This is a genomic window from Microbulbifer sp. SH-1 (assembly GCF_011326135.1).
Classification (GTDB): Bacteria; Pseudomonadota; Gammaproteobacteria; order Pseudomonadales; family Cellvibrionaceae; genus Microbulbifer; species Microbulbifer harenosus.
This window is the reverse complement of the sequence record NZ_CP046948.1, coordinates 4,128,806-4,141,225: the sequence shown is the minus strand read 5'-3', so window position 1 is coordinate 4,141,225 and position 12,420 is coordinate 4,128,806. Positions and strand designations below refer to the sequence as shown.

The window sequence follows — 12,420 nt, the reverse complement described above, 5'->3', positions numbered from 1 at the left end:
TTTACAGCTGGACTTGCATGCCGAGGCTCAGCACATCGACGTCGGCGCCGGCGTAGCCGGACGCGTTGGCATCACCGGACACATAGTTGAAGTTGAGCCGGGTGTTGTGGCCATTGACCACATAGTTGAGACCGAACTCGGTGGCGCTACTGCTGGCGGCATCGGAGGGACTGTTTTCTACCAGCCGCACGTAGGGCTGGAACTTGCCGGGGCCAATGTCAGTGGGGAAAAGGTAGGCGGCGGTGGCAAAGGCGGACTCGCCGTCGAACAGGCAGAAGCAGTCGCCGGTGAGCGGTTGCGAAGCCAATGTGTAATCCGCATCGAAGCTTTTGTATTCGGCTTCGAGCGTTACCACACCGCCGCCAGTGAGTACGGTTTCCGACAGCAGGTCGATGGTCCAGCCGGAGAAATCCCCCGCCTCGAACTCACTGCCCACACCGTCTTCCTGGCTCTGCAGGGAGAGTGCGAGGGTCAGGATATTGCCGAGCCCGCCGTAGTAGGTGGAGCTAGTGTAGTAGCCGGGGTTGGCTTCCATGTTCAGGAAGTTGTAGGCAAAGCGCGCCGCGTAGAGTGGATTGTCGTCCTGGTTGCTGTACTCATCCACGCCGTAGAAAGTGCCCACGGCATACTGGAACTTGCCGGCGGTACCCCAGAAGGTGACCCCCTCATCGCGCCCGATCAACCCCGCCTGTCCGCTTTGGTCGGAGGCATAGAGAGGCTGGCGATACTGGTTCCAGCTGAGGCCGTAGAAGGGCCCGCTCATTTCGATGCGGTCCGCCGGGGTGAGCATGCGCCCGACCCAGATGTTGAACCCGGGCGAGAACTCAAACTGCGCGATCGCATCCAGAACGTCGGCGGTATCGCCGTCGCGCTGCTGTAGGTTGAAGGTAAATTTCACATTGTCGTGCAGCGAGCCGCTGGTGTAGATACGGATATCCGGCAGGGTAAATTCACTGTCGCCGTCCACCGACTGGAACTGCCCACGGAACCCGGCGCCGACGCTGAACGTCTGCCCACCCTCGGATTCAAACGAGGCCCCGGCCACCGCGGACAGCGGCATCACCGCGCCGGCCATCACGGCCAGCGTACACACACTGCTGAGTAAACGCTGTTTCGACTGAGTTTCAGCTTGCAGTCGAGCACCCCATGACACCGTCTCCATGTTCATCCCCTCTTGCGAATCGTTGGTATCTATTGGTTATTTTCTGGCGATACCGATTATTCGACCCGGGGCACAGGGCGGCCATACGCATAATGGAGTGGGCAACTACGTCATTTGACGGTTTTCCAGAGGGAATGGGGACGTACACTAAAGACGTCAGTAAACCGGACAAAATCCGGTATTCTTATTGCATCAGAAAACATAATGACGAGAAACAGGCGGTAGGCAGCACCCGGTGATTGGCATTTTTACGGGCGACAATAACGACAACGAACAACAGGCCATGCGACCCGCACAACAGGTTTTCCGCGTACGGCGGACCTACAACAAGTGGGTAGGGGACGAAACCCTCGAGGACTTCGCACTGCGTTTTACCGCCGTGCGCGGGCGCCGCTTTACCATCGAACAGGTGGCCAAGACCGCCCTCGGCGCCACCGCCTTTCTCGCGCTGGAAGCCATCGCCGCTGCGGTAACCCTCAACTACGGTTTCATCAACACCATCGCCGCCATGCTCGCGGTGGCCGCGGTAATTTTCATTACCGGCTTTCCCATCACCTACTACGCCGCCAAACACGGCCTCGACATCGACCTGCTCACCCGCGGCGCCGGCTTCGGCTATCTCGGTTCCACCATCACCTCGCTGATCTACGCCAGCTTCACCTTCATTTTCTTCGCCATCGAAGCGGCGATCCTCACCTCCGCCCTGCACGCCCTGCTGGGCATACCACCGGCGGTCGGCTACATCCTGTGCGCCGTTGCGGTGATTCCCATCGTCACCCACGGCATTCGCGCGGTGAGCAAATTCCAGATCGGCACCCAGCCCCTGTGGCTGTTGCTGCAGTGCCTCGCACTCGGCATTGCCGCCTGGTTTGAAATTTCCCGGGTGGAAGACTGGGCGCGCTACGCCCCGCAACACAATCCGGCGGGTGCCGCGTTCAGCTGGATGCTGTTCGGCGCCGCCAGTGCGGTATTTTTCGCCATGGTGGCGCAGATCGGCGAGCAGGTGGATTACCTGCGGTTCATGCCGGAGAAGACCCGCGAGAATCGCGCGCGCTGGTGGTTCTGGCTGACGCTGGCGGGACCGGGCTGGATTTTTATCGGCCTGATCAAGATGCTGTTCGGCTCTTTCCTCGCCTATCTCGCCATCACCCGCGGCGCCTCCAGCCTGCAGGCGGCGGACCCGGTATACATGTACCAGATGGTGTTCAACTACCTCACCCAGTCGCCCACCATGGCGCTGATCCTCGCCGGGGTGATGGTGGTGATCTCGCAGATGAAGATCAATGTGACCAATGCCTATGCCGGCTCCATCGCCTGGTCGAACTTTTTTTCACGCCTCACCCGCAGCCACCCGGGGCGGGTGGTGTGGCTGGTGTTCAATGTGAGCATCGCGCTGATCCTGATGGAGCTCGGCATCTATCGTGCGCTGGAGGGCGTGCTGGGGATTTTCTCACTGGTGGCAATCAGCTGGCTCGGGTGCCTGGCGGCGGACCTGATGATCAACAAGCCCCTGGGAATCAGCCCGCCCTATGTGGAATTCAAGCGCTCGCACCTGTACGACTTCAACCCGGTGGGTGTAGGGTCGATGCTGCTCGCCTCCATCGTCGGGATTCTGTGTTACCTGGGGCAGTTCGGCGACGGCGCGAAAAACTTTGCCAGCTTTATCAGTCTCGCCATCTGTTTTGTGATGGTGCCCTTTCTCGGCGCGTTGACCCGCGGGCATTTTTATCTCGCCCGCCACCGGGATTCGCTGGATGGCAGCGACGCATCCCATGACAGCACCATTCACTGCGCCAAGACCTGTTGCATTTGCGAGAACGATTTTGAGCCCGCGGACATGAGCCACTGCCCGGCCTATCAGGGCCCCATTTGCTCCCTGTGCTGCTCACTGGATTCCCGCTGCCTCGACACCTGCAAGCCGGATGCGCGCTTTTCCCGGCAGCTGCTCGATAAAGTAAAAATGCTGGTGCCCGCGCCGATGCGTCCCAATGTGGACGCGCGCCTCGGGCGTTTTGCGGCACTGCTGCTCGGAGCTGCTGCTTGTATCGCCGGCATGCTGTCGTTGATATACGGGCAAATGGCTCCATCCACCGCGGCGGAGGCAGCCATGTTGCAACAGGCGTTGTGGACGCTGTTTGTGCTGCTGGTGCTGATCGCCGGAGTACTGTGCTGGCTGTTACTGCTCACCCACGACAGTCGCGTGGTGGCGCAGACGGAATCCAACCGGCAGACCCGCCTGCTGCTGAACGAAATCGAAGCGCACAAGGAAACCGACCGCGCGCTGCAACAGGCCAAGGAACAGGCGGAGAACGCCAACAGTGCCAAAAGCCGCTACCTGTCTGGGATCAGCCACGAGCTGCGCACGCCACTGCAGTCCATCCTCGGTTACGCGCAGCTGCTGAACCAGCAGCCGGATATTCCGGAAAAACACCGCAACGGCTTGCGGATTATCAAGCGCAGCGGCGAATACCTGACAGATCTCATCGAGGGGCTGCTGGACATTTCCAAGATCGAGGCCGGGCGCCTGGATATCTATCGCAACCAGGTGCGTCTTCCCGAGCTGCTGGAGCAGATGGTGGACATGTTTCGCCCGCAGGCGGAGGCCAAGGGTATCCAGCTGCACTGCCATATTCACAGCCCGCTGCCCTCCACCGTAATCGCCGACGAAAAGCGCCTGCGCCAGATTTTGATCAACCTTCTGTCCAACGCCATCAAATACACCTGCGAAGGCCAGGTGGAGTTTCATATCCGTTATCGCAACCAGGTGGCGGAATTCACCATTGCCGATACCGGTGTGGGCATTCACCCGGAGGATCAGGCACGTATCCTCAAACCTTTCGAACGGGTGCGCAACGGCAATGGCCCGACGGTGACCGGCACCGGGCTCGGCCTCACCATCGCCTACCTGCTGACAGAAATCATGGGCGGAGAGCTGCGAATGCACAGTGAACCCGGCAAGGGCAGCCGCTTTACGGTTTCACTGCTGTTGTCGTGGGTGAATTCAGACCACCGGCGCGAGGCACCCGCGCGCCGGATCAGCGGCTATGCCGGCGCGCGGCGCCGTGTGATGGTGGTGGACGACGATCCCATCCACCGCGGTCTCATTGGCGACCTGCTGATTCCCATGGGGTTTTCACTGATGGAGGCGCAGAGTGCAGAAGACTGCCTGGCATTGGTGCAGCAGCAGCAACCGGACCTTTTTTTGCTGGACGTAAGCATGCCCGGTACGGATGGTCTGGCCCTGGCGGAAATACTGCGCGCTCGGGGCATCGGTGCGCCAATTGTGATGCTCTCTGCCGATGCCAAGGAGCGCCACCTGAAACCCGGCGACGCGCCCCGCGCTCACCACGATGCCTACCTGGTAAAACCGCTGGTGAACCAGAAACTGTTCGACACCCTGGCGCAGTGGCTGGATCTCGAGTGGCGCTATGACGACACGCCCGAGGCCGTGCACCCGGTGACCGGTACTGCGAACAATACAGCGATCGCCCGCGACGATGCCCCCCTGCCGGAACACCCGCTGCTGGCAGAGCTGCTGGCCTATGCGCGCATCGGCTATCGCAGCGGTGTACACCGCACCCTCGACCGGATTGCCGACGAGACGGTCGTGCCCGCACCACAGATCGAAAAACTCCGCCAGCTGGCGGACACCATGCGTTTTGAGCAACTGAGCGAAGCGCTTGCACACAAGGAATCCCCATGAGCATCTGCGACGACACGGAATCGCCGCGCGCAAGCACGCAAACGGCGCATACGGAGAAGCCCGGCGCGCACACCGGTGACATTGTGCTGGTGGTGGATGACTCGCCGGATACCCTGAGCCTGATCAACGATACCCTGGAGCAGGCGGGCATTGATGTGCTGGTAGCGTTGGATGGCAGCCAGGCATTGAACATTGCGCGCCGCCTGCGCCCGGACATGATTCTGCTGGATGCGATAATGCCGGGGCTGGATGGCTTTGAAACCTGCCGCCTGTTGAAGGCAGATCCGTCGCTGGCATCCATCCCGGTCATATTCATGACGGGGCTGACGGATTCGACGGACATTGTGCGCGGGCTCGAGAGCGGTGGAGTGGATTACCTGACCAAGCCGATCCAGCCGAACGAGCTGCTGGCGCGGATGAAGGTACACCTGAGCAATGCACGCCTGACGTCGAGTGCACACCAGGCTCTGGATTCCACCGGACAGTTTCTGTTTACGGTGGATACATCGGGGCAGATGCAGTGGGCCACACCGCAGACCTATGCACTGCTGAGCAGTGCGGGAGCACTGGACGGGGGGCTGCGGCGGCCTCTGATCACTGAATTGCAGCTGTGGTTGCGGCGCAATCCGGCAGCGGGAAACCGGCTAAAGTGGGAGGGGCTGCAGAAATCCCTCGCGGTGGTGTTTGTCGAGCGCCGGGACACCGGTACCTACCTGCTGAAGCTGCAGGACGATGGAGGGCCCGCGGGTGAGGAGGTGCTGCAGAAAAAGCTGGCACTGACCAAGCGGGAGTCCGAGGTACTGTTCTGGATTGCGAACGGCAAGACGAACCGGGAGATTGGGGAGATTCTGGATGTGAGCCCGAGGACCGTGAATAAACACCTCGAAGGAGTGTTTTCCAAACTCGGGGTTGAGAACCGAACCGCGGCGGCGGGAATTGCCATCCGCACACTTAACCAGGATGCCTGACAATGGCACGCGCGGCAGAAAGGCAGAAAGATAGAAAGGCAGAAAGGAAGCCGGGGCCGCCTCTCTGCCATCACCTCGTCAGGCGGCGACTGCCTCCTCGGCTTCGACCGCTCGCACAAACGCCGGGTACTCCGCTACACGATACAGCAGCTTCCGTGTTCTTTCCCCCAGTTCAATGTCCAGCGGAAAATAATTTCCCCAGTTGGCATAGACCGCCAGCATCAGATCTATCGCGGAAATTTTTTCGCCACAGACAAATTCCCTGTTCTGCAGACGCGCTTCCACGATACCCCAGAGGCCGGTGAGCCGCGCCGCGGCTTTCTGCAGTACTTCTTGTTTGGCGTCCTCTGATTCAAGACCGCGGCTGGCAAAAAACAGCAGGCTATAGGCCGGGTGCAGCGTAGCGTTGGCAAACATCAACCACTGGGTAAATTCCGCGCGCTGACCGGCGGTGCCCTGTAACTCCGGAGCGCCGTGCTTGTCGAGCAGGTGCAAAACAATGGCGGCACCTTCACGCAACACCAAGTCGCCATCGGTGAGCACGGGAACCTGATTAGTGGGGTTGATTTCGCGGAAATTTTCCACTGACTCCCGGGCAATCAGTTCTACCGGCTGCCCGAGATCCAGCAGCAGCGCGTGAATTGCGCGCGAACAGGCACCGGGCATGTAATAGAGTTTGTACATCGTTCGTTCCTCTTGTGGTTGGTCGGGTTGCAAGGGGTATTCAGGTTGTCGGGGCGGCGGCTTGGGCCGGATCTTCGATCAGTGCGGCCATCAGTTCCGCTGCACTGAAATGTCGACAGAGGCCAGCGGTCTGGCCCGCGGCCATAGTGGCGAAATCGGGAAGATTCCTGTCCATCGACGCTCGGGAAAGGGATTGGGTCAGCGACATCTGGAATGGGTAGGGCAGTGCAGGGTCCGGCCAGCCGGCGCTGGATTCCGTCAGACGGTTGCGTATGTAGCGCGCCATGCGCCCGGAAGCCACGCGGGTCAGCACGGTATCAGTGCTCCCCTGCTGATGCAGCAGACGCTTGTGCAACCGGCTTGCGCCAGACTCGTTACAGGCCAGAAATGCGGTACCGACCTGCACGGCATCCGCCCCCAGTGCCATGGCCGCCCGCACGCCGCGGCGATCGGCAATGCCTCCGGCGGCGATCACCGGGATGGATACGGCATCGCGTACCTGCGGCAACAGAGTGAAGGTGGTGAGCAGCGAACGCGGGTCGGGCTCGGTCAGAAATGCCGGGCGGTGGCCGCCGGCTTCCAGCCCCGACGCAATCACCATATCGACACCAGCCGCCTCCAACGCAACCGCCTCGGCCACGGTCGTGGCCGCGCCCAGCGTTCTGATACCACGCTCTGCACAGCGCGCGAGAATCGACGGTGTGGGAATTCCGAATACAAAACTGAATACGGCCGGCCGCGCCTCAAGTACTGCCTCGACCTGGTCCTCAAAGCGGTGCAGTGGATTTTCTGCGTGCGCCGGCTCTAGCAATGACAGTTCGCGGTACATCGGCGCGAGCCGCTGTAGATAGGCCAGCTCGCGTGCCGGGTCCGAGGCTGGCCCCCACTCCTTTTCGCGCGGTATCCACAAATTGAGATTGAAGGGGCCGTCGCAGCGCCGGCGGATATCCCCGGCGAGCGCGAGAATTTCCTCTCCGGACAAGTGGTGCGCACCATAGGCGCCAAGGCCTCCGGCATTGGTGACTGCTGCAGCGAGTTCTGCACTGGAGTGGCCACTGCCAAAAGGGCCCTGCAGTATCGGAAAGCGCAATCCCAGATTCCGGGTAATGGCGCTGCTCCGCCAGTTGTCATGTCCCATGATTCTTCCCTAGTTTTCAGGTTCGGGAAGCAGTCTAGCGGTGGGAGTTACCAAAATATACTTATAGAGGACTTGTAACTAGAATATGCGGTTACAGGTTGGAAACCTGGTTACCACTCGGTAACCGATGGCTTTTTCGCATTTATTGATAGATCTCAGCAAGGAGGGTTGCAGTGCTGCCCAGACGTAAGAATCCGGTGCAAACGCCGCCGGTGAGCTGCCCATTAAGCACCTGCATGGAGGTTATCGGCGGCGCCTGGACGCCGAATATCATCTGGTATCTGAGCGAGCGGGCGCGGCGCTTTACCGAGTTGAAAAGTGATATTCCGGGGATTTCAGCGAAGATGCTGACTACGCGCCTCAAGCAGCTGGAAGAGCGCGGCGTGGTGATCCGGGAGGTAAAGCCGACGTCTCCCCCCAGTGTGGAATATCGTCTGAGCGACTTGGGCGCGGAGTTGAAACCGGCCATTGAAGCCATCGTACAGGTCGGGCACAAACTCAAGCAGAGGGCTCAGCAAGCCGAATAACCGGCACTGGTGAAACGGGCTTGCCTCGCCCTCGTGTAGATAGCATCGCCGCCATTCAGTCCCGGGAGTTTTCTTTTTTCTTGCCACCCCTGCGGATCAGGAAAACAGCCACGGCGCTCACGGCCAGCGCCATTGCCAGCCACAGCATATGGTGCAGTTCGTGAACCACGCCGGCAGGCGCGTGGCCTTCATGGGCCTGGGAGAACAGACTCATGGTGGTGGCAACTAACGTGGTAAATGCAAGCAGCAGATTTTTCAGTGTCATGTTGGTCTCTACTTCTAGATATTCCTAATGGATAAATTTACGCGATGGCCGGAATGGCTTTCTCTTCGAGCATGCCTTCGCGCACGATGAACTGGATGATTTCTTTCAGCCCTTTCTGCACTTTCAGGTTTGAGAAGACAAAGGGGCGTTCGCCGCGCATTTTGGTGGCGTCGCGGTCCATGACGTCCAGAGAGGCGCCGACCAGTGGGGCGAGGTCGATTTTGTTGATGATCAACAGGTCGGAGCGGGTAATGCCGGGCCCCCCTTTCCGCGGGATTTTATCGCCGGCGGAAACGTCAATGACGTAGAGGGTCAGATCGGAGAGCTCGGGGCTGAAGGTCGCGCTCAGGTTGTCGCCGCCGCTCTCTACGAACACGACATCGAGATCGCCATGGCGGGCGATGAGTTCGTCGATGGCGGCGAGGTTCATGGAGGCGTCTTCACGGATGGCAGTGTGGGGGCAGCCGCCGGTTTCCACGCCGATGATGCGGTCGGCGTCGAGGGCTTCGTGCCGGGTCAGGAACTGGGCATCTTCCTGAGTGTAGATGTCATTGGTGACGACGGCGATGTGGTAATGGTCGCGCATGGCGGCGCAGAGTTCACGCAGCAGGGCAGTTTTTCCGGAGCCGACAGGGCCGCCGACACCGACGCGCAGGGTTTGTTTTCTCGCGGCATGCATATTTATTGTTTCCTCAGTTTACGCTCGGGAATATTTACGACCGGAACAGGCGGCTGTATTGGGTTTCGTGTCTGGCGCTGGCGATGGCCAGAGCGGGTAGGCCGGCACCGAGTTCAGTGTCGTGCAATTGCCGCACGCGTTTTATTGCCGCGGGCACCTGTTGCTGAATCTCGCCGATCAATTGCTGTGCCTGGGTCTGGCCGAGGGGCACCAGCTTGGTGGCGGCGGCGACCTGATTTTCCAGCCAGGACCACACCAGCCCCAACACTGCGGCCTCCTCACTCAGTTGCCAGCGGTAGGCGGCGATGGCAAAGGCGGTGACAAAACTGATATCGCCAGAAATCCGCGGTGTTTCGATCTGTAGTTGTGCCAGCAGTCGCATTAATGCACTTCCGGTGGCGGTGTCGGTGAGGCGCAGCTCGCGCGTTTCGCGGCAGGCCAGGGCGTATTGGTTCCAATAGCACAGTTTAGCCTCGTCACCCGCCTGCAGTGCCCGGTGGCTGCGCAACAGCAGCGGGCCGTCGACCTGTGTAATGGATGCCATCAGCTGTGTCCCCAACCACTCGCGAGTGTCCGCCAGGTTTTTTATCCAGCCCGCATCCACCGCATATTCCAGGCCCTGGGAAAAGGCGTAACCGCCCACCGGCAGGCTGGCGCTGGAAAGCTGCAACAGACGCAGCAGCGCGACATCAGTGGTGGTGATGCTCATGCTGCTCGTGGCGATGATGCAGGGAGTGCGAATGGCCGCTGTCGTGTCCATGGGAGTGGCCATGGCCGCCACGGTAGGCGCCAGATTCCGGTATAAATACCGCCAGTTCTTTCTCCAGCGCGAGCCCGAGCAGCTCCAGCATTTCCTCCAGCACATGATCCGGGGTGATGCGCAGCCAATATCCGCCCTCGTCATTATTTGCGATCTGCAGCTTCACATGGCGGTTGCCCAGGTGATAACAGGCGCGACTGAAGGTGATCCAGTTGTCGCAGCGGGCGGTGGTCACCAGCTCTTCGGCGCCGACCACCTTAATGAATTTGCCACATTCGCTCTGCAGTAATTCACCCACCAAGAGCGGTTTGCCGCGCTCAAGAAAAATACGCACTTCGCTACCGTCATTGGCGGAGGTGCGCAGGCGGCCGCGATCCCGCTGCAGATGATCCAGGGTTATGCAGCAGTCTGCAGATATTTCGGGCTTGAACCCAAGCCGTTGGTAGACGTCCAGCGTCACGAATCAGTCCTCAAAAAAATTAAAACAGGCAGTAGCGCTGAGCCAAAGGCAATTCCCTTGCGGGCTCGCATGTCAGCAACTGGCCATCGGCGCGCACTTCATAGGTTTGCGGGTCTACGCTGACCTCCGGTTGCCAATCGTTCAGCAACATGTCTTTCTTGCCGATGGTACGGGTGTTCTTGCACGGCGCCAGGGTACGGCTGAGACCGAGCTTTTTCGCCACATCATTTTTCACCGCTGCCTGGGACACAAACGTGAGTGAGGTTTTTGCCGCGGCCAGTCCGAGGGCGCCGAACATGGGGCGGTAGTGCACTGGTTGCGGCGTGGGGATAGAGGCATTCGGATCACCCATGGGTGCGGCGGCGATCATGCCGCCCTTCAGGATCATCGACGGCTTAGTGCCAAAGAAGGCCGGTTTCCACAGCACCAGATCGGCGAATTTTCCCACTTCGATCGAGCCCACCTCATGGGCGATACCATGGGTAATGGCCGGGTTGATGGTGTACTTGGCGATATAGCGGCGCGCGCGGAAATTGTCGGCTCCGGCGGTATCGCCTTTCGTGTCCTCGGACAAAGTTCCGCGCTGCATTTTCATTTTGTGCGCGGTCTGCCAGGTGCGGGTGATCACCTCGCCCACGCGCCCCATGGCCTGCGAATCCGACGCGATCATGCTGAAGGCGCCTAGATCGTGAAAAATATCTTCCGCGGCGATGGTTTCCTTGCGGATGCGGGAATCTGCAAAGGCAATATCTTCAGGGATACTGGTGTCCAGATGGTGGCACACCATCAGCATATCCAGGTGCTCATCCACGGTATTGACGGTATAGGGGCGCGTGGGATTGGTCGACGACGGCAGCACGTTGGAAGACGCGCACGCCTTGATAATATCCGGCGCGTGGCCGCCGCCGGCGCCCTCGGTGTGGTAGGTGTGAATGGCGCGGCCTTTGAAGGCATTCAGGGTGTCGTCCACAAATCCGGATTCGTTCAGGGTGTCGGTGTGGATGGCTACCTGCACGTCGTACTTGTCGGCAACCGTCAGGCAGCAGTCGATGGCCGCCGGCGTGGTGCCCCAGTCTTCGTGCAGTTTCAGGCCGCAGGCGCCCGCTTCCAGCTGCTCCTCGATAGCGTGTGGCAGACTCGCATTGCCCTTGCCGAGAAAGCCGAAATTCATCGGCAGGCTGTCGGTGGCCTGCAGCATCTTGCCGATATTCCACGGTCCCGGGGTGCAGGTAGTGGCATTGGTGCCGGTGGCCGGGCCGGTGCCGCCGCCGATCATGGTGGTGACGCCGGACATCAGCGCCTCTTCCACCTGCTGTGGGCAAATGAAATGAATGTGCGCGTCGATGGCACCGGCGGTGAGGATGGAACCTTCACCGGCAATGATTTCCGTTCCCGGGCCGATGACGATATCCACCCCTTCCTGCACATCGGGATTTCCCGCTTTGCCGATGCCGGAAATGCGCCCGGCGTTTACCGCCACATCCGCCTTCACCACGCCCCAGTGGTCCAGTATCAGCGCATTGGTAATCACCAGGTCCGGCGTCTGCGCCGAAGGACGCTGGCTCTGGCCCATGCCGTCGCGGATCACCTTGCCACCGCCAAATTTCACTTCGTCACCGTAGCGGGTGAAATCCTTTTCCACCTGCAACCAGAGTTCGGTATCGGCGAGACGCACACGGTCGCCCGTGGTGGGACCGAACATCTGGGCATAGCTTTCGCGATCCATACGGCTCATGTTTCAACGACTCCCACTTCATCCAATGCACCCATTACCTCACCGCGAAAGCCGTACACCACGCGCTCACCGGCGTAGGCCACCAGCTCCACCTCGCGCCCCTGCCCCGGTTCGAATCGCACCGCGGTACCGGACGCGATATTCAGGTGAAACCCCCGCGCCTGTTCACGCTCGAAACGCAGCGCCGGATTGACTTCGTAAAAGTGATAGTGGGAACCTACCTGCACCGGGCGATCGCCGATGTTTTCCACCCGCAGGGTGCGGGTCTCGCGGCCAACATTCAGTTCGATGTCGCCTTTGTCTGACGCAACCTGGATTTCTCCGGGAATCATTTTTTTC

The 12,420-nt window shown here is 60.2% G+C and carries 12 protein-coding genes; 3 read left to right on the top strand and 9 right to left on the bottom strand.

The window, feature by feature from the left end; translation table 11 throughout:
* Position 1 precedes the first annotated feature (1 nt).
* The gene (locus GNX18_RS17085) at positions 2-1,162 is read right to left on the bottom strand and encodes a hypothetical protein (protein ID WP_166219659.1); all 1,161 of its coding nucleotides are present in this window, start codon (positions 1,160-1,162) and stop codon (positions 2-4) included.
* A 235-nt stretch (positions 1,163-1,397) separates the two neighbouring features.
* On the opposite strand from GNX18_RS17085, the gene GNX18_RS17080 reads away from it, so the two are divergent.
* Positions 1,398-4,865, top strand: a complete 3,468-nt coding sequence (locus GNX18_RS17080; protein ID WP_205827987.1) for an ATP-binding protein — start codon at positions 1,398-1,400, stop codon at positions 4,863-4,865.
* Positions 4,862-5,833 (top strand): response regulator, encoded by a 972-nt coding sequence (locus GNX18_RS17075; protein WP_166219657.1) that lies wholly within the window; start codon positions 4,862-4,864, stop codon positions 5,831-5,833. The genes GNX18_RS17080 and GNX18_RS17075 overlap by 4 nt, the downstream gene beginning before the upstream one ends.
* Positions 5,834-5,911: 78 nt before the next feature.
* Here GNX18_RS17075 and GNX18_RS17070 read toward each other — a convergent pair whose 3' ends face one another.
* Both GNX18_RS17070 and GNX18_RS17065 read right to left on the bottom strand, forming a co-directional pair.
* A complete protein-coding gene (locus GNX18_RS17070; protein WP_166219655.1) occupies positions 5,912-6,517 on the bottom strand; it encodes a glutathione S-transferase family protein in 606 nt (201 codons plus the stop codon).
* A 40-nt stretch (positions 6,518-6,557) separates the two neighbouring features.
* Positions 6,558-7,655, bottom strand: coding sequence for a nitronate monooxygenase family protein (locus GNX18_RS17065; RefSeq protein WP_166219653.1), 1,098 nt, complete (start codon positions 7,653-7,655; stop codon positions 6,558-6,560).
* A 173-nt stretch (positions 7,656-7,828) separates the two neighbouring features.
* Between GNX18_RS17065 and GNX18_RS17060 the strand changes: the two genes are divergently transcribed.
* On the top strand, positions 7,829-8,182 hold the full coding sequence (locus GNX18_RS17060) for a helix-turn-helix domain-containing protein (RefSeq protein ID WP_205827985.1): 354 nt from the start codon (positions 7,829-7,831) through the stop codon (positions 8,180-8,182).
* Positions 8,183-8,237: 55 nt separating this feature from the next.
* On the opposite strand, the gene GNX18_RS17055 is transcribed toward GNX18_RS17060, so the two are convergent.
* From GNX18_RS17055 to GNX18_RS17030, 6 genes are read right to left on the bottom strand one after another with little or no spacing between them, the layout of a single operon-like run.
* Positions 8,238-8,447 carry a hypothetical protein gene (locus GNX18_RS17055; RefSeq protein WP_166219651.1) on the bottom strand — a complete coding sequence of 70 codons (210 nt, stop codon included), beginning with the start codon at positions 8,445-8,447 and terminating at the stop codon, positions 8,238-8,240.
* A gap of 37 nt (positions 8,448-8,484) precedes the next feature.
* Entirely contained in the window at positions 8,485-9,126 is a 642-nt protein-coding gene (gene ureG, locus GNX18_RS17050) for an urease accessory protein UreG (RefSeq protein ID WP_166219649.1), read from the bottom strand.
* A 34-nt stretch (positions 9,127-9,160) separates the two neighbouring features.
* Entirely contained in the window at positions 9,161-9,835 is a 675-nt protein-coding gene (locus tag GNX18_RS17045; protein WP_138235619.1) for an urease accessory protein UreF, read from the bottom strand.
* Positions 9,816-10,346 carry an urease accessory protein UreE gene (locus GNX18_RS17040; protein WP_205827984.1) on the bottom strand — a complete coding sequence of 177 codons (531 nt, stop codon included), beginning with the start codon at positions 10,344-10,346 and terminating at the stop codon, positions 9,816-9,818. The genes GNX18_RS17045 and GNX18_RS17040 overlap by 20 nt, the downstream gene beginning before the upstream one ends.
* A 19-nt stretch (positions 10,347-10,365) precedes the next feature.
* Positions 10,366-12,081 (bottom strand): urease subunit alpha, encoded by a 1,716-nt coding sequence (ureC, locus tag GNX18_RS17035; protein ID WP_166219647.1) that lies wholly within the window; start codon positions 12,079-12,081, stop codon positions 10,366-10,368.
* Positions 12,078-12,413 (bottom strand): urease subunit beta, encoded by a 336-nt coding sequence (locus tag GNX18_RS17030; RefSeq protein WP_166219645.1) that lies wholly within the window; start codon positions 12,411-12,413, stop codon positions 12,078-12,080. Before GNX18_RS17030 ends, ureC begins: the two co-directional genes overlap by 4 nt.
* Positions 12,414-12,420: the final 7 nt, after the last annotated feature.

Excerpts from the sequence above, each read along its gene's own strand:
- GNX18_RS17045 (WP_138235619.1), bottom strand. The coding sequence starts at position 9,835 with ATGAGCATCACCACCACTGATGTCGCGCTGCTGCGTCTGTTGCAGCTT.
- ureC (WP_166219647.1), bottom strand. The coding sequence starts at position 12,081 with ATGAGCCGTATGGATCGCGAAAGCTATGCCCAGATGTTCGGTCCCACC.
- GNX18_RS17070 (WP_166219655.1), bottom strand. The coding sequence starts at position 6,517 with ATGTACAAACTCTATTACATGCCCGGTGCCTGTTCGCGCGCAATTCAC.
- ureG (WP_166219649.1), bottom strand. The coding sequence starts at position 9,126 with ATGCATGCCGCGAGAAAACAAACCCTGCGCGTCGGTGTCGGCGGCCCT.
- GNX18_RS17075 (WP_166219657.1), top strand. The coding sequence starts at position 4,862 with ATGAGCATCTGCGACGACACGGAATCGCCGCGCGCAAGCACGCAAACG.
- GNX18_RS17065 (WP_166219653.1), bottom strand. The coding sequence starts at position 7,655 with ATGGGACATGACAACTGGCGGAGCAGCGCCATTACCCGGAATCTGGGA.
- GNX18_RS17030 (WP_166219645.1), bottom strand. The coding sequence starts at position 12,413 with ATGATTCCCGGAGAAATCCAGGTTGCGTCAGACAAAGGCGACATCGAA.
- GNX18_RS17055 (WP_166219651.1), bottom strand. The coding sequence starts at position 8,447 with ATGACACTGAAAAATCTGCTGCTTGCATTTACCACGTTAGTTGCCACC.
- GNX18_RS17085 (WP_166219659.1), bottom strand. The coding sequence starts at position 1,162 with ATGGAGACGGTGTCATGGGGTGCTCGACTGCAAGCTGAAACTCAGTCG.